The organism is Vulgatibacter sp., from assembly GCF_041687135.1.
Taxonomy (GTDB): domain Bacteria; phylum Myxococcota; class Myxococcia; order Myxococcales; family Vulgatibacteraceae; genus JAWLCN01.
In genome coordinates, this window is the sequence record NZ_JAWLCN010000007.1 from 58943 (window position 1) to 74503 (window position 15561).

General features: G+C 71.4%; 16 protein-coding genes. 3 read left to right on the plus strand and 13 right to left on the minus strand.

Annotation, left to right across the window (positions count from 1 at the left end; translation table 11 throughout):
- Positions 1 to 3 precede the first annotated feature (3 nt).
- From ACESMR_RS16195 to ACESMR_RS16225, 7 genes are all read right to left on the minus strand, one after another.
- A complete protein-coding gene (locus tag ACESMR_RS16195; RefSeq protein WP_373048145.1) occupies positions 4 to 1011 on the minus strand; it encodes an ABC transporter ATP-binding protein in 1008 nt (335 codons plus the stop codon).
- Entirely contained in the window at positions 1011 to 1994 is a 984-nt protein-coding gene (locus ACESMR_RS16200; protein WP_373048146.1) for an ABC transporter ATP-binding protein, read from the minus strand. The genes ACESMR_RS16195 and ACESMR_RS16200 overlap by 1 nt, the downstream gene beginning before the upstream one ends.
- Before the next feature lie 61 nt (positions 1995 to 2055).
- The gene (locus tag ACESMR_RS16205; RefSeq protein WP_373048147.1) at positions 2056 to 2889 is read right to left on the minus strand and encodes a hypothetical protein; all 834 of its coding nucleotides are present in this window, start codon (positions 2887 to 2889) and stop codon (positions 2056 to 2058) included.
- Positions 2890 to 2966: 77 nt separating this feature from the next.
- Complete coding sequence (locus ACESMR_RS16210) at positions 2967 to 4058, minus strand: ABC transporter permease (protein ID WP_373048148.1); 1092 nt, start codon at positions 4056 to 4058, stop codon at positions 2967 to 2969.
- Entirely contained in the window at positions 4055 to 5050 is a 996-nt protein-coding gene (locus tag ACESMR_RS16215) for an ABC transporter permease (protein ID WP_373048149.1), read from the minus strand. The genes ACESMR_RS16210 and ACESMR_RS16215 overlap by 4 nt, the downstream gene beginning before the upstream one ends.
- A gap of 4 nt (positions 5051 to 5054) precedes the next feature.
- Entirely contained in the window at positions 5055 to 6791 is a 1737-nt protein-coding gene (locus ACESMR_RS16220) for a peptide-binding protein (RefSeq protein WP_373048150.1), read from the minus strand.
- A 165-nt stretch (positions 6792 to 6956) separates the two neighbouring features.
- A complete protein-coding gene (locus ACESMR_RS16225) occupies positions 6957 to 7721 on the minus strand; it encodes a DUF4292 domain-containing protein (protein ID WP_373048151.1) in 765 nt (254 codons plus the stop codon).
- Between the two features lie 94 nt (positions 7722 to 7815).
- On the opposite strand from ACESMR_RS16225, the gene ACESMR_RS16230 reads away from it, so the two are divergent.
- Genes ACESMR_RS16230 through ACESMR_RS16240 form a run of 3 tightly spaced genes read left to right on the plus strand, consistent with a single transcriptional unit; the run spans position 7816 to position 9396 of the window.
- Positions 7816 to 8199 carry a hypothetical protein gene (locus tag ACESMR_RS16230; protein ID WP_373048152.1) on the plus strand — a complete coding sequence of 128 codons (384 nt, stop codon included), beginning with the start codon at positions 7816 to 7818 and terminating at the stop codon, positions 8197 to 8199.
- Between the two features lie 54 nt (positions 8200 to 8253).
- Entirely contained in the window at positions 8254 to 8937 is a 684-nt protein-coding gene (locus ACESMR_RS16235; RefSeq protein ID WP_373048153.1) for a MotA/TolQ/ExbB proton channel family protein, read from the plus strand.
- Between the two features lie 3 nt (positions 8938 to 8940).
- Positions 8941 to 9396 carry an ExbD/TolR family protein gene (locus ACESMR_RS16240; protein WP_373048154.1) on the plus strand — a complete coding sequence of 152 codons (456 nt, stop codon included), beginning with the start codon at positions 8941 to 8943 and terminating at the stop codon, positions 9394 to 9396.
- Between the two features lie 53 nt (positions 9397 to 9449).
- On the opposite strand, the gene ACESMR_RS16245 is transcribed toward ACESMR_RS16240, so the two are convergent.
- The 6 genes from ACESMR_RS16245 to ACESMR_RS16270 form a co-directional block, all read right to left on the minus strand.
- The gene (locus tag ACESMR_RS16245; RefSeq protein WP_373048155.1) at positions 9450 to 10286 is read right to left on the minus strand and encodes a hypothetical protein; all 837 of its coding nucleotides are present in this window, start codon (positions 10284 to 10286) and stop codon (positions 9450 to 9452) included.
- Complete coding sequence (locus ACESMR_RS16250) at positions 10283 to 11011, minus strand: MaoC family dehydratase (RefSeq protein ID WP_373048156.1); 729 nt, start codon at positions 11009 to 11011, stop codon at positions 10283 to 10285. The genes ACESMR_RS16245 and ACESMR_RS16250 overlap by 4 nt, the downstream gene beginning before the upstream one ends.
- A gap of 2 nt (positions 11012 to 11013) precedes the next feature.
- Entirely contained in the window at positions 11014 to 11463 is a 450-nt protein-coding gene (locus ACESMR_RS16255; protein ID WP_373048157.1) for a MaoC family dehydratase N-terminal domain-containing protein, read from the minus strand.
- A 13-nt stretch (positions 11464 to 11476) separates the two neighbouring features.
- A complete protein-coding gene (locus tag ACESMR_RS16260; RefSeq protein ID WP_373048158.1) occupies positions 11477 to 12544 on the minus strand; it encodes a dihydrodipicolinate reductase in 1068 nt (355 codons plus the stop codon).
- Positions 12545 to 12622: 78 nt separating this feature from the next.
- Complete coding sequence (locus tag ACESMR_RS16265) at positions 12623 to 14353, minus strand: peptidylprolyl isomerase (RefSeq protein ID WP_373048159.1); 1731 nt, start codon at positions 14351 to 14353, stop codon at positions 12623 to 12625.
- A gap of 29 nt (positions 14354 to 14382) precedes the next feature.
- Positions 14383 to 15546 (minus strand): DUF4388 domain-containing protein, encoded by a 1164-nt coding sequence (locus tag ACESMR_RS16270; protein WP_373048160.1) that lies wholly within the window; start codon positions 15544 to 15546, stop codon positions 14383 to 14385.
- Positions 15547 to 15561 lie beyond the last annotated feature (15 nt).

The window sequence follows — 15561 nt, forward strand, 5'->3', positions numbered from 1 at the left end:
CGATCAGGCCGCGGAGACCTGCCGGAGCTTCACACCGGTGCCGGCGGGATCGGCGAGGAAGCAGGCGGTGGCGTGGCCGTCGCCGCGATCGACGAGCTGCGGCGTCTCCTCGGTGCAGCGCTTCCCCGCCTCGGGGCAGCGGGGATGGAAGGCGCAGCCGGAGGGCGGGTTCATCGGGCTGGGCACGTCGCCCTCGAGGATGACGCGCCTGCGCCGCTTCGCCGGATCGACCGTGGGCACCGCGGAGAGGAGCGCCTGTGTGTAGGGATGGCTCGGGTCCGAATAGATCCGCGCCGCCGGCGCGATCTCCACGATCCTGCCGAGGTACATCACCGCCACCCGGTCGGCGATGAACTCCACCACCTTGAGGTCGTGGCTGACGAAGACGTAGGTGAGCTGGAACTCCGCCTGCAGATCGAGGAGCAGGTTGACGATCTGCGCCTGGATCGAGACGTCGAGCGCCGAGATCGGCTCGTCCGCCACCACGAGCTTGGGCGAGACGGCCAGCGCCCTGGCGATGCCGATGCGCTGCCGCTGGCCGCCGGAGAATTCGTGGGGGTAGCGATCGATCACGTCGGGGCGCAGGCCGCAGCGCTGCAGGATCTCGGCGACCCGCTTCTCCCGCTCCGCGCCGCTGGCGAGGCCGTGGATGGAGAAGGCCTCGCCGACGATGTCGCCCACGCGCATGCGCGGGTTGAGCGAGGAATAGGGGTCCTGGAAGATCATCTGCATCTGCCGCCGCAGGGGCCGCAGCTCCGCCTGCTTCAGGTGCGTGATGTCGGTCCCGTCGAACCGGACCGTGCCGCCGGTGGGCTCGAGGAGCCGGAGCACGGTGCGGCCCAGGGTGCTCTTGCCGCAGCCCGACTCGCCGACGAGGCCGAGGGTCTCACCCTCGTTCACCGAGAAGGAGACGCCGTCCACCGCCCGCACCCGGGCGACCTCGCGGCCGAGGATCCCGCCGTGAACCGGGAAGTGCATCTGCAGATCCTGGACTTCGAGGATCTTCTTCATCAGGCGGCCTCCTCGCTGCTGGCAGGGACGGGGTTGTGGCAGGCGGCGCTGCTCTGCCCGAGCACGACGAGCTTCGGCTCCTCCTCCGCGCAGCGGGCGATGGCCCTGTCGCAGCGGGCGCGGAAGCGGCAGCCCGCCGGCAGGTTGCCCAGGGAGGGCACTACGCCGGGGATGGTCTGGAGGCGCTCCCCTGCCCCGGCTGCACCGGGGATCGAGCGGAGCAGCCCTGCCGTGTAGGGGTGGCGCGGCGCAGCGAAGAGCGCGTCCGCAGGCGCCGTCTCCACCACCTTGCCCGCGTACATCACCACCACCTGCTCGCAGGTCTCCGCCACCACGCCGAGGTCGTGGGTGATGAGGAGCACCGCCATGTTCCGCTCGGCCTGGAGCCTGCGGATGAGATCGAGGATCTGCGCCTGGATGGTGACGTCGAGAGCGGTGGTGGGCTCGTCGGCGATGAGCAGGTCGGGGTTGCAGGCGAGCGCCATCGCGATCATCACGCGCTGGCGCATGCCGCCCGACATCTCGTGGGGGTAGCGCTCGACGCGATCCTCCGGCGCGGGGATGCCGACCAGGCGGAGCAGATCGACGGCGCGCTCCTTCGCCTGCGCCCGGCTCATCCCCTCGTGGAGCCGGAGCGCCTCGCCGATCTGATCGCCCACGGTGAAGACCGGGTTCAGCGAGGTCATCGGCTCCTGGAAGATCATCCCGATCCGCTTGCCGCGGATCCGGCGCATCTGGGCCTCGCTCTTCTCGAGGAGGTTCTCGCCATCGAAGACAATCCTGCCGCCGACGATGCGGCCCGGCGGGTCGGGGATGAGGCGCATCACCGAGAGCGCGGTGACGCTCTTGCCGCAGCCCGACTCGCCCACCACGCCGACGGTCTGGCCGCGCTCCACGGCGATGGAGACGCCGTCGACGGCGAGGAAACTCTTTCCGTCGGAGGTGAAGCGGGTCTCGAGACCCTCGATCGAGAGAAGCGGCACGATTCCTCCTCGGGCCGTGTGCAGGGCCCGGCTGCGGAACAAGCGGAGAGTCGCCGGCCTTTCAGCGCCGGGCGATCTCCGCGATCCATTCGTCTTCGCCGATCACGCCCTTGCGGATCAGCAGGCGGGCGAGCGCGAGGAGGAGCTGCCGGTCGGGCAGCCCCTCGGCGCCGAGCTCGGCCTCGAGGGTCTGCAGGAGCAGCCGCTCCCGCAGGGAGAGCGGCGTGGCCTGCGCCGGGGCGGCGCCTCCGTAGACGAGGTGGGGCGCAGCCGGCGTCTTCTCCGGCACCCGCACCTCGTCGATCACCAGATCGTCGTCGAGCTCGACCACGAGGCTCCGCTCGACCCGCGCCCTGGCGTTCTCCGCCACTTCGAGGGGCGCTTCGTCGCCTGCCTGCAGATCGAGCTCCGGCCCGCGGAAGACCGCAGGCGCCGCGGCAGCGGGACGGAGCGAATCGCTCCAGCGCTCGCCGTGGAAGTGGTGGCGGATCGCCAGCTCGATGTCGCGGTCGGAGGCCACCGCCACCTCGAGCCGCTTGCCGGTCCGGAAGGCGAGCTCGTCGACCACCGCGAGGTTGGTGGGATCGCTCATCGCCACGTGGATCGTCTCGGCGCCGCGCTCGTTGCGGGTGCGGGACCAGGGCAGGAGCTGGTGCTTCTCGCAGAGCTCGCGGGGAACGAGGCCGAGGACCTCGTGCGGGATCTCGCAGCCGGCGAGGCGCACCGACGGGATCGCGAGCTGCCGCGACACCGCCTCGCAGATCGCCTGCTCGTCGACGAGGCCCATCTGCACCAGGACGCTGCCCAGCCTGCCGCCCCACTGCCGCTGGTGTCCCAGCGCCGAGGCGAGCTGCATCTCGTCGATCAGGCCTGCTTCCCGAAGCAGATCGCCCAATTTCTTGCGTCCCAAATCGCACCCACCGTGCTCGTGGTCCGTGCTGCGCCCCCCGGCGGAACATCTCACCGACTGTACTAGCGCTTCAGGCGTGGATCCATGGCGTCGCGGAGCCCCTCGCCCACCAGGTTGTAGGCGGTGACGGTGAGGAAGATCGCGAGGCCGGGGAAGACGGTGAGCCACCAGGCGCCGGCGGTGACGGCGTTTTCGTAGGCCTGGGTCAGGAGCTCGCCCCAGGACGCGGTGGGCGGCGGCGTGCCGAAGCCGAGGAAGGAGAGCGAGCTCTCGGTGAGGATCGCGCCGGCGACGCCGAATGTCGCCGCCACGAAGACGGGACCGATGGCGTTGGGGATCACGTGCCGCAGCACGATCCGTCGGTCGCTGCCACCGAGTGCCCGGGTGGCTGCGACGAAGTCGAGCTCCCGGACCCGGAGGATCTCGCCGCGGATGAGGCGCGCCACCCCGGGCCAGCCGGTGAGGCCGATCACCAGCATCACGTGCCAGATCGTGGGGCGCTCGACGATGCCCATGATCGTGAGGATGAGGAAGAAGGTGGGGAAGACCATCTTCACCTCGATCAGCCGGGAGACGATCACGTCGGTCCAGCCGCGGTAGTAGCCCGCCAGCGCGCCGAGGAAGATCCCGATGAGCACGTAGAGGCTCACCGAGACCACGCCCACCGAAAGCGAGATCCGGGTGCCGTGGACGATCCGGGCGAGGACGTCGCGGCCGATCGAGTCGGTGCCGAGCCAATGGCGCGCACTCGGCCCCTCGAGGCGGTTGATCACGTCGGCGTCGAGGGGCCCCCGCCCCACCGGCGTGAGCAGCGCCCAATCCTCGGGCCCCATCGCGTCGAGGAGCGAGTCGGGCGAGTGGCGCCGCAGCTCCGGCGGCCGCTCCGCTGCGTCCGCCAGGTTGGGCAGCACGTAGAGCTGCCCCTGGTAGCGCATCAGGATCGGCATGTCGGAGGCGATGAAGTCGGCGAGCAGGGCCACCAACGCCAGCGCGCCGATCAGGGCGAGCGCGACGAGGTTGAGCCTCGAGTGGCGGAACTGCGACCAGACCACCTGCCCGTAGCTGCGGGAGCGCACGCGCTCCGCGGGCGCCGGCGCCACCGGCGCAGGCGGAAGCGGTGCACCGGTACGCGGAGTGGAGGCAGGTGCGGTCATTTCTTGCCTCCGTAGGAGATGCGGGGATCGACCACGGCGTAGAGCAGGTCGGTGGCGAGGATGCCGAACATGGTGATCACCGCGGTGACGGTGCTGATCCCCATGATCAGCGAGTAGTCGCGGGCGAGGATCGATTGGAACATCAGCTGCCCCATGCCCGGGATGCCGAAGAGGCGCTCCACGATCACCGAGCCGCCGATGAGGAAGGGCACCATCAGGCCCAGGTGCGAGAGGATCGGGATCAGCGAGTTGCGCAGCGCGTGTTTGTAGACCACCACCCGCTCCGAGAGCCCCTTGGCCCGCGCGGTGCGGATGTAGTCCTGGCGGATCACCTCGAGCATGCCGGTGCGCATGTAGCGCGAGACGCTGGCGAGAGAGGCGTAGCCGAGGAGCACCACCGGCGTCACCGCGTGCCAGAGCACGTCGGCCACCTGCGAGAGGCCGGAGAGCTCGTCGTGGTCCGGCGAGCGCAGCCCCTGCACCGGGATCACGTCCCAGTATTTCCCGCCGCCGAGGTAGAGGATGGCGAGGGTGCCGATCCAGAACGAGGGCAGCGAGTAGAGGACGAAGAGACCGACCGTGGTCACGCGATCCCGCAGGCTCCCCTGCTTCACCGCGCTCAGGATCCCGAGGGGCAGGCCCGCCAGGTAGACGAAGAAGAGCGCTGCCGCGCCCAGGCCCATCGTCACCGGAAGCCGCTCGGCGATCTGCTCCAGCACCGGGCGGCCGGTCCGCCACGAGGTGCCGAAGTCGAGGGTGAGGATGCGGCCGATCCACCGGCCGTATTGCACCAGCAGCGGATCGTCGAGGTGCATCTCCTTGCGGAAATGCTCGATCGCCTCGGCGCTCATCGAGCCCTGCTGCACCTCGCCGCCCATGGCGACGGTGACGGGATCACCCGGCGCCATGTGGATCACGACGAAGGTGATCAGCGTGATGCCGAGCAGCGTCGGAATCATCAGGAGCAGGCGGCGGGCCAGGTAGGTACCCACGGTTCTAACCCCCGATCGCCGCGGTGGCGGCAGGCTGGATCCACATGTCCCGCACCTGGAAGAACTCCATCGGCGAGAGGTACACGCCGCGGAGGCGGCGGTGGATCATGGTGCGGCGCGGCGAGTGGTAGATGAGGAGCATCGGCGCCTCGTCCACGACGATCTGGTTGAAGCGCCGGAAGAGCGCCTGCCGCTTCTCGTAGTCGAACTCGCCGCGGATCCGCAGCGCCAGCTCGTCGAGCTCGTCGTTGGCGTAGGAGATGTAGTTCGATCCGCCGGCGGCCTGGCTCGAATGCCAGACCTGGTAGGGATCGCTCTCCACGTCGCCGATCCAGGCGAGCATGCAGGCGTCGAACTCGTGGTTCCGCAGGCGGTTGGAGAAGACCGACCACTCGATCTTCTGCAGCTCCATCTCGATGCCGGCGCGGTAGAGCTCCTGCTTGAAGACGAGCACCATCGCCTCGTTGGTCGGGCTGCCGCTCGGGATGGTCAGGGTGAAGCGGAAGGGAACGCCGTCCCTGTCGAGGACGCCGTCGCCGTCGGTGTCCTGCCAGCCTGCCTCGCGGAGCAGCTTCGCGGCGCCGTCGGGGTCGAATGCGGGCTGCCGGTCGGCGGGATCGCAGCCGGGCCCCAGGTGGTAGAAGACGCAGTTGGCGTTCTCGGGGATCCCCTCGAAGAGGCTGATCCGCAGCTTCTCGCGGTCGAAGAGCATCGCCAGCGCGCGGCGGACGCGGGCGTCCTGGAAGATCGGGCGCTGGTGGTTCCAGCCGATCCACGCGAACATCGACTCGAAGAACTTCACCCGGTGGAAGGTGTCGACCACCTTGGGCTCCGCCGCCAGCTGCACGTACGACTCCGAGGTGAGCGTGGTGTCGATGTCGAGCTCGCCCCGCATCAGCAGCTGCTGCGCCACGTTGGGCTCGGGCAGCACCCGGTAGACCACCTTGTCGACCCAGGCCTTGCGGCCCCAGTAGTCGTCGTTGCGGGCGAAGGTGATCGCCTTGTGGTCCTCCCACGACTCGAAGCGGAAGGGACCGGTGCCGATGGGCGCACGCTGGTAGGGGTGCGAGTTGAAGGCGGCGCCCTCCACGCCCTCGAAGGCGTGGGCCGGCAGGATCGGGATCTCGCCGAGCTTCCGCAGCGCCCAGACGTAGGGCTTATTGTAGCGGAAGATCACGGTGCGCTCGTCCGGCGTCTCGACCCGCTCGAGATCCTCGAAGGCCTGGCGCAGGTGCATCGCCCGCACCGCGGGGTCCATCATCCGGTCGAAGGTGAAGCGCACGTCCCTGGCGGTGAAGGGCTTGCCGTCGTGCCACTTCACCCCGTCGCGGAGGTGGAAGGTGAAGGTGAGGTTGTCCTCGCTCACCTCCCAGCGCTCCGCCAGCTCCGGGATCACCTCGTAGTCCGGATGATCGCGGGGATCGGGCCGCACCAGGGTCTCGTGGAGGTTGTGGAGGGTGATCCGGCTCAGCCAGTAGTCGGAGTCGAGGAGGTAGTTGAGGCTCGGAGGCTGGCCGCTGATCCGCACGGTGAGGGTGCCGCCGCGCACCGGCGTCCCCTCCTCCAGCCCCGGGGGCAGCTTGCCCTCGCGCCAGTACTCGTCGAGGCCGGGGAAGTGGTCCGCGCCGGCAGCAGCCTGCTGCGCCTCCGCCTCCTTCTCCTCCTGCGACTTGCCCCGCACCAGGCAGCCGGAGGCCACGAAGGCCGCAAGGGCGAGGACGGCGAGCAGGCGGCGGTTCATCGAGACCTCCGAGTGCAACCGCCCCTGCCGGAAGAGCCGGGGCGACCTGGATGGATGGGAAGAACCCGCATGCTCCCAGCTGGATGCCGCCCGGTCAAGCGCCGGCCGCAGCCGCCCTGCGGAAAAGAACGCCGCAATTCCGGCAACTTGCCCCACGAATCAGCCTCAGAGCGCTTCCACCCTGGCGCCGGGCGGCGGCTGGAGCTCGAAGTTGGCGGGGACGACTTCCGGGTTGAGCCGGATGTCGGTGTAGCGGAGCCGAACCTCCGCCCGCGGGGTCTCGAGGACCACCGTGGTGGGGAAGATCAGCCCGGGCAGCAGCTCCTCGAAGTCGTCGAAGGAGCCGTCGATCGCCTGCATGCCCCGGGTCTCCACCGCGATCAGCCGCAGGTCCCGGGTGGCCACCTCGAGCCGCTGCCGGACCACGCCGCGGCGGAGGAGGATCACGTAGGTCCCCGCGGTCTCGTCCACCTCCATCCGCGCCTCCTCGGCGTCGAAGAGCAGGGGCAGCTCCCCGAGCATCGCCGCGGCGAGATCCTCGGGCGGCAGCGAGACCGGCAGGAAGCGGCCGAGCTGCTCCGCCGTGGCGGGGCCCGTGTAGAAGACGTTCTCGCCGGGCTGGTAGAAGGCGAAGCGCTCGCCGGCGGTGGCGAAGGTGCCCCGGGGCGTGCCGAGGACGTCGACGGTCTCGAGGTAGATGAAGGCGGGCTCGTTCACCTCCACGGCCATCCGGAGGGTGCCGCTCACCTCTTTGGAGTCGACGGCGAGCTTGCCCTCGCCCACCAGGCCCCCCACCTGTTGGTAGCGGTTCTGGATCACCTGGAGCACGTAGAAGGGGTCGTCGAGGCGCCCGTAGGTGCCGAAGTCGAGCCGCCGGGGGCAGCCCGGGAGCAGGAGAGCGAGCAGGGGCAGGAGCAGGAGCCGGCGCATCGGCGGAATGCTACACTGCGCCGCCGGTTTCCCCGGGCGCTTTTCCCCCCGGCCTGCTGGTTGCCGGTCGCTGTGCAACACGAGGGTCTTTGCCGTGCGTCGTCTGCTGCCGCTGCTTCCGTCCCTGCTCCTCGTCCTCGCCGCCTGTGGCGAGGATCCATTCGGCCAGGGCAACGGCGACCTCGTCGCCGATCCGGGCTACTTCCAGAGCCAGGTCTTCGACTGCGACGAGAGCAACGACATCCCCTCCTGCCCGCCCTACACCTGCTCGGTGGACGAGTACGGCACGGTGGTGGACTGCGCGGACGATCGCTGCGCCTACGACAACTTCAGCACCGCCTTCGAGGGCCCCGAGGGCGTGGACCTCTGCGTGCCCCCGATGTGCACCGTCTCCGACGAGAACGCCCCGCCCGAATGCGAGCCGGGCTGCGCCGAGGACGACGTGACCATCTACGTCTTCAAGTACAGCTGCCGCTGATACCGGAATCGAAGCCCCGCCCCACCGGTTGACGCCCCTCGCTCGGAGGCCTTTTTGGACGGTTTGTCGGATCTCTGGACCATGGCGCTGCACGGCGGCGGCTCGATGTTGATCATCGGGCTCTGCTCTCTGCTCGCGGTGGGCGTGGCGATCGAGAGGGCGCTCGCTCTCTGGGGTCTCGGCGACGCGTCGCGGCGCCTCTCCGAGTCGGTGATCAAGAGCCTCTACCGCGGCGACGTGGCGGAAGCCCGCGCCGCCTGCGAGCGCTCCCGCACCCCCTTCGCCGACATGCTCCTCGCCGCCTTCACCCGCTACGGCCGCTCCGCCCCGGAGGCGGTGCTGGCTGCGGTGGAGCGCGAGCGGGCGCAGGCGGGCCTCAAGCTCCGCGCCCGTCTCTGGATCCTCGGCACGATCGGCGCGGTGGCCCCCTTCGTCGGCCTCTTCGGCACGGTGGTGGGCATCATGCGGGCCTTCAAGGACATGGCGGCCAACCCCGGCGGCGGCTTCGCCATCGTCTCCGCCGGCATCTCCGAGGCCCTCATCGCCACCGCTGCCGGCATCGCCGTCGCCATCGAGGCAGTGGTCTTCTTCAACTTTTTCACCTCCCGCGTGGCGCAACTCGCCCTCTCGATGAAGATCGCCGCGGAGGAGGTGCTCGAGCTCCTCTTCCACGGCAAGCCCGAGGGCGCCAGCGAGGAGAGCCGCCCCGCCGCCGAAGCGGCGCAGGCCAGGGGCTGATCGATGGCGATGGGCAGCAGGCTTCCCGACGACGGGGACGAGACCGCGGCGGTCTTCTCCGAGATCAACATCACGCCGCTCACCGACATCTTCCTCGTGCTGCTGATCATCTTCATGGTCGGCGCGTCGATGGCGGTGCAGGCCGCCTCCGGCCAGAGCGGCAGCGAGCAGACCGGGATGCAGATCGATCTGCCCAGCGGATCGGCGAAGGATCTCGACACCGTCCGCAACGACGTCTCGGTGGCGATCCTCGCCGATGGCCGCGTGGTCATCGGCGGCGAGGAGATCCGCGACGAGGCGGTCGAGGAGCGGCTGCGCGCGGCCCACGGCAGCGCCGCGTCGGCGACGCTGATCGTACAGGCGGACGAAGGCGTGCCCCACGGCCGCGTGGTGGCGGTGATGGAGAAGGCGCGCGCCGCGGGATTCACCCGGCTCGCCGTCGCCACCCGCGGGCAGTAGCGGCTCGGAGCCGTCGCGCCGCCCTTCGGGCCGTCCGATCCCTGGACAGCCCTTCAGCGCAGCAGCGACTTCGCCCGGGTGCTGGCGAGCGCCGACGCAGGCGCCTCGCTCGCTGCAGCGGCGCACGCCTCGAGCAGCGCCAGCCGCCTGGCCTCGTCGCCCTTCCAGGCCAACGCCGCCCGCAGCTGCATCGAGGCGTCGGCGACCAGCGCCAGCGCCTTCTCGATCGAGGCGACGCTCGCCTCCCGATCGCCGCCTGCAGCCAGGGGCAGCGCAGCCAGCAGCTCCCCGCGGAGCAGCGCTGCCTCCGCGTCGAGCCCGAGCTCGCCTGCCCGCTCGAGCCGCGCGATCGCCACCTCCAGCGTGGGCCGCTGCGCCACCACCGTGCCCCGCCCCGTCGCCACGGCCCAGCCGAGCTGGTTGCGCACGAACCAGCGCAGCCCCTGCGTCGCCGCGCCGTCGAGGCTCTCGATCGCCGCATCGAAGCTCGCGCCGGTTGCACGGGCGGTGGCGAAGGCCGGCGCTCCCAGCGCCATCGCCTCCTCCGCCTGGCGCGCGCCCTCGGCGAAGGCCGCTGCCGCATCGGCGGGCGTCGCGGCGAAATGGGCGCCTTGCAGCCAATGGGCCTCGGCGAGGACGAGGTGGTCTTCGGGGCCCAGCGGCGCGACGCGCTTCCACGCAGCCAGCGCCGCCTCGAGCCCCTGCCTGTCCCGGGTCGCGGCGAAGGCCTCCTGCGCCTCCGCCCGCAGGCGGGCCGTGCGCGCAGCAACCGACTCGGCAGGCGCCGGCGCGACCACCGCCGCACCGGGCGCAGGCTCCACCACCGGCGCCCGGGCGCAATTGCACCCGGTCGCTGCGGCGAGGAGCGGCCAGAGCCAGGAACCTCTCACTTCTTCTTCGTGCCCTTGCGTGCGGTCGCCGTCTTCGCCGCGGTGCGGGAAGGCGGCTGCTTGGGTGCCGGCAGCGGCTCCTCGTCGACGTCCGGATCGTCGGCGGGGAAGGCCATCGCCGCAGCGGCGACCGCTGCCTTGGAGCGGGAGCGGGCGGCGCTCTTCGCCGCAGGGCGCGGCGGCACCTCGATCCGCGGCAGCTCGCGCTCGAAGACCTCCACCAGCGACGGCCGGTGATCGTCCTCGACGATGAGCGGCGAGAGGCCGCGGCGCTGCCGGTCCTCGTCCTCGGGGCTGTGGAAGAGGCGCGTGGTCGCGGTGCCCTTCACCACCAGCTCGCCCTTCTGGTTCTCCACCCAGATCTCGAGGTCGAGGTAGTACTCGCCGCCCTCGCGGCGCTTGTCCACCACCCGGCCCCTGCAGGTGAGCTGATCGGCCGGCCAGATGATCTTCACGAAGCGCGCGGAGAGCCGCTTCACCTGGCCTGCGCGAACCCACTCCGAGCAGAGCTGGCCGAGGTAGCCCATCGCCAGCATGCCGTGGGCGAAGACCCCCGGGAAGCCGCTGCGGCGGGCGTAGTCCTCGTCCACGTGGTTGGGGTTGTAGTCGTCGGAGGCGCCCGCGTAGCGCGCGATGGCGACCCGATCCAGCGCCGGCTTGAGCAGCGGCTGCAGCTCGTCGCCGACACGCACGTTCTCGTAGTAGAGCTTTCTGGCGACAGCCACGATCAAGCCTCCCGGGGTGCTGGGCGCACGATGAGGGTCTTGCGGCCGCGGTAGACGAGGTTGCCCTGCTCGTCGCGGCCCTCGTCCTCCACCACCACCACGTCCATCGGTCCGGTGGCGCCCGCCCGCTCGGAGACGTCGGCGATCACCGCCACCACCTGGATGTGGTCCCCGGCGCAGATGGGCCGGAAGAACTCGAAGGACTGATCCGCGTGGAGCAGGCCGCGCTGCCCCAGCGCCAGCGCCTCGCGCAGCTCGATGGAGGAACGGAAGGTGGTCGGGAAGGTGAGCGGCGCGAGCAGGCCACGGTGGCCTGCGGCCTCCGCCGCCCGCTCGTCGAAATGCACTTCGTCGGTGATGCCGAGGGACTGGGCGAAACGCCGGATGGCGCCCTTCTCCACCTCGTTCACCACCGGCTCGCTGCGCCTGCCGATAAGGCCCTTGTCGAGCATCGTCGTCGTCTCCCTACCGGCCTGCCGGCAGATCGAGCACCGAGAGGAGGCCGGCTTCCGAGCCGGCCACCCGGGGCGCTGCATTCACGAGGGCCCATGCGGTGGCCCGGTCCCCGGGGATTCCACCGGGGATCAACATCTCCAGCGGCGGATCCGCCTCGATGCGAAACCAATCCCGCGGCTCGGGCAAGCCGAGCCCCATCTCGAGGGTGAGCCGCGCCACCTCGCGCCCTTCGTCGAAGGCCATCGCCACCTGGCGCAGGCCGCGGACACGCCCCGCCTCGACCCGCAGGTCGCCGACGGTGAGCGCCTGCTCCGCGACGAGCGGATCGATCTCTTCCTCGATCTCGTCCACGGTGAGCCCGAGGCCGTCGGCGAGGAGCGCGCAGGACTCGGAGAGCCCCACGTGGCCGATCGTCCCCTCGTCGCCCTGCCGTTCGAATTCTTCTTCCGTGAGGCCCAGGCCCACTTTGCGGCGCAGCGCCTCCCGGCGCGTCGCCACGTCGACCACCCGGAGCGCCTCCACCCGCCGCACCTCGCCGACCACGGCGCCCAGGGTCGCGGGCAGCCGGTCGAGCACGAAGCCGGGGTTCACGCCGGTGCCGAGCACCGCCACCCCAGCGCGCTGTGCGGCGCGATCGAGGAGGTCGGCCAGCTCGGGGTCGACGAATCCCGCGTTGGAGAGCTCCTCGCACGAGCTGACCACGTGGAGGCCGGCGCGGACCGCCACCTCGATCTCCTCCGCCACGTCCTCGAGGAGGGAGCCGGTGCAGAGGAGCGCCACCCCGCCCTTCGCCTTGCGGTAGAGGGCCGCGCCGCTCTCGGCGACGCGGAGATCCGGCGCGCCGTCCACCAGCTCCCGCAGCGGCTTGCCGGCGAAGCGGGGATCCGCTGCACCGACCAGCTCGAGATCGGGATGCAGCAAGGCGCAGGCGGCGACCTCCCGCCCAATGGCGCCGAGGCCCACCACCACCACGGGAAGCGGCGCCTCGTCGTCGGGGGCGGCGGTCCTGGTGGGCTGGGAAGAGGGTGCAGAACCCTGCTGGCCTGCACGGCTGAAACGCGGTCCGTTGTGACGCACGAGATCGGAAGTACCCCACCGAAGCGGAGCCGATCAAGCGCCAACGCTCCGGCGGAAAAGCGCCCCAAATCGGGGTGTTTACGGTGTCTGCTGCAGCACAGCGCGCAGGATCTCATCCCCCGGAAGGAGGGTCTCCAGCAACTCCATTCCCTCGGTCACCCTGCCGAAGGCCGTGTATCGACCCTCGAGATGGGGCGCTCTGGCCAGGGTGATGAAGAATTGGGAGCCGCCGGTGTCCTTGCCGTCGAGGGCGATGCCCACCGTACCCCGTGCGTAGGGCGCCGGGCCGTTCTCGCAGGGGATGGCGAAGCCGGGCCCGCCCTCGCCGTCGCCTCGGGGGTCGCCGCCCTGGATCACGAAACCCGGCTCGAGGCGGTGGAAGGCGAGCCCGTCGTAGAAGCCGCGGGCCACCAGGTTCCGGAAGTTCGCCGCGGCGATGGGCGCCGCCTCGTCGTCCAGGGTGATCCGCACCGTCCCACTGGTGGTGTGAAGCACCACGTCGCCGGCTCCATCCTGCGGCGGGAGACGGAGGGGCGCTGGCTCGGAGGGCGGCGCCGGCTGGCGCTGCGCTGCGGCAGCGCGCGTCCCGTCGCCCTTCTCCCGCGCCTCGGCGGCCCCCTCGGCGCGGCCGGGGATCGCCGCTTCGAGCCGCGCCACCAGCGCCGGATCGACCGACGGGGCGCATGCTCGCAGGGCCTCGACCCGGCCCCGCGCCCGATCGAGTGCGGCGGCTGCCTCGCAGTGGAGGGAGGCGAGGCCCGCATTACCTGCGAGCCCGTCCATCGCTGCGGCCGCGGCGGCGGTGGGCAGATCGCCGCGGAGGAGGAGCACGAGGGGCTGGAGCGCTTCTGCCTTCCTCCCGCGCCGCAGCTGCAGGGCGAGCGCTGCGGTGCTGCGGTGGAGCGCCTCGGCGAAGGAGGCCTCCATGGTGAGATCGGCGCGCCGCTTCACGCCCGCCTGCCGGGAATGGGCCGCTGCGGCGAGGAGGCCGCGGGCCGCCTCCACCCGGACGATCGCCACCGGATCACCGAGGAGCGCCTCGAGGAGCGAGGGGCGGCGGGTCACCTCGCCCAGGGCCCTGGCGGCGAAGGCCCGCACCTGCGGGTCGCCGTCGCGGACCAGGGCGGAGAGGAGCTCCTCCCGGGCGGGGTCGCGGAGGTGGATCAGGGCGAAGGCCGCCGCGGCCCTGGTGGCGGGATCGGGATCGAAGGCCCGATCCGCCACCGCGGCGGAGGCACCCGCCCCTGCGCCGTGGTAGCGGGCGAGGAGGCCGATCGAGGTGAGCGCCGCCGGGACGTCCTCGTCGCCGTCCAGCACCGCGAGGAGCGCCGGCGCAGCGGCAGCGCCGCCGGTGCGGCCCAGCGCCCAGACGAGCGCGCTGCGGGCGGCGGGCGTCTCCTCCTTCACCAGGGCAGCGGCGGCGGCAGCTGCGAGCGCGTCGCGGGCCTCCGGGACGAGCGGCTCCCAGGAGAGGCCGATCAGGCCCGCGGCGACGGCGGCCTCGCGGCGCACGGCCTCGTCGACGTCGCCGAGGAGCGCCTGCACGATCGCCGCGTCGCCGGGAAGCTGGAGCTGGCCCAGGCCACGGACCGCTGCGGCGCGCATTGCAGGATCGGAATCGACGAGGGCCGGAGCGAGGGCGGCGCGGTCCCGGCGGAGCACCGCTGCCCGCACCGCGTCGGGATCGGTCGCAGGTCCCGCTGGCGCCACCGCTGCAGCGATCGCCGCGGAGGACGGGGTCTCGACCTGCTGCCCTGTCGCACAGGCGGCGGCGAGGAGCGAGGCGAGGACGACGAAGTGGCGCTGCATCTCTTCTCCAGTCGGGACGGGCTGCGGGATCAGCTGAAGCGGATCAGCCCTTCGCGGGCGAAGCGCTTCACCAGGCGGAGCGCGTCGACCTCGCGCAGCGGCGCGACCCGGACCACCGAGCCGAGCTCGCGGTTGCCGTCCATGCGGGCCAGGAGGTAGCGCTCCGGCGGGCTCAGCGGCATCGCCTTGATCTGCGCCTTGTCCACCACCAGCGCGGGGATCCGCTTCTCGGCGAGGAGCTCGTTCTTGAGCTGGGCGAGGAGCTTCCCCTCCGCCTTCTGGAGAAGCTCCAACGCGCCGCCGTCGCCACCGCGATCCACGGCGCGTCCGGCGAGATCGACCGCCTCGTTGAAGGAGCCGTCCGCCAGCGCGGCCCGGGCCCGCTCGAGGAGCTGGTTGACGGAGAGCGGCGGCTCACGGGGCGGCGCCGGCGTCTCCTCCGGGAACCATGCCTCCACCTGGCTCCCCGAGGGAACGGCGGTGTCGGCGCGGTCGCGCTGCACCTGGAGCACGCCCTCCTGCACCATCGAGTAGAGGCGCTGGTAGAGCGGGTACTCGCTCGCCTTCAGCTCGACGACGAGCTCGGCGATGCTCCGGCCCGCGCCGAGGGCAGCGAGGATCCGCCCCTCCGGCGATTGCGGCGGAGGGGTGGCGGGCGCGCCTGGCGCCGGCTCGAGGCAGGTATCCGGCGAAGGCAGCACGCGGCGCATCGCCGTCCAGGCCTTCGCCCTGCCCTCCGACTCCTGGCAAAGCTCGAGCAGCGCCACCGCGTGGGGAACGCCGCCCTGCAGCGTCGGCGCGTGGGAGGAGAAGGTGAACTCCCCCGAGCGCCAATCGCAGAGCTCGAGCGCCGTCTCGCGCACCTTGATCGCGAGGGCCCTGCGGACCACCTCCTCCGGCACGAGCCCGATCATCGTCAGGATCTGGCCGAGGGGCACGTTGGTCTCGAGCTGGGTCTGGTAGGCCTTGTCGAATTGCTCCTCGGTGAGATGGCCTGCGTTGATCAGGATCTGGCCGAGGTATTCGCGGGCATCGGTGGATGCTGCCGAGACGGCGGCGCCCTCGTGCACCACCACCCGCTTCTCGACGCCTGCCCGCCAGGCGGTCAGGGTGCCGGAGAGGCGGCGGTTGCCCAGGTAGCGAAAGAGATCACGACAGGGCATGAAGCCCAACTGCCCACGGAGATCGGACACGACGCGGATTCTTCC

Bases quoted from the DNA above. Each gene is read 5' to 3' on its own strand.
- ACESMR_RS16265 (WP_373048159.1), bottom strand. From the start codon at position 14,353: ATGCAGCGCCACTTCGTCGTCCTCGCCTCGCTCCTCGCCGCCGCCTGT.
- ACESMR_RS16220 (WP_373048150.1), bottom strand. From the start codon at position 6,791: ATGAACCGCCGCCTGCTCGCCGTCCTCGCCCTTGCGGCCTTCGTGGCC.
- ACESMR_RS16210 (WP_373048148.1), bottom strand. From the start codon at position 4,058: ATGACCGCACCTGCCTCCACTCCGCGTACCGGTGCACCGCTTCCGCCT.
- ACESMR_RS16240 (WP_373048154.1), top strand. From the start codon at position 8,941: ATGGCGATGGGCAGCAGGCTTCCCGACGACGGGGACGAGACCGCGGCG.
- ACESMR_RS16255 (WP_373048157.1), bottom strand. From the start codon at position 11,463: ATGCTCGACAAGGGCCTTATCGGCAGGCGCAGCGAGCCGGTGGTGAAC.
- ACESMR_RS16195 (WP_373048145.1), bottom strand. From the start codon at position 1,011: ATGAAGAAGATCCTCGAAGTCCAGGATCTGCAGATGCACTTCCCGGTT.
- ACESMR_RS16225 (WP_373048151.1), bottom strand. From the start codon at position 7,721: ATGCGCCGGCTCCTGCTCCTGCCCCTGCTCGCTCTCCTGCTCCCGGGC.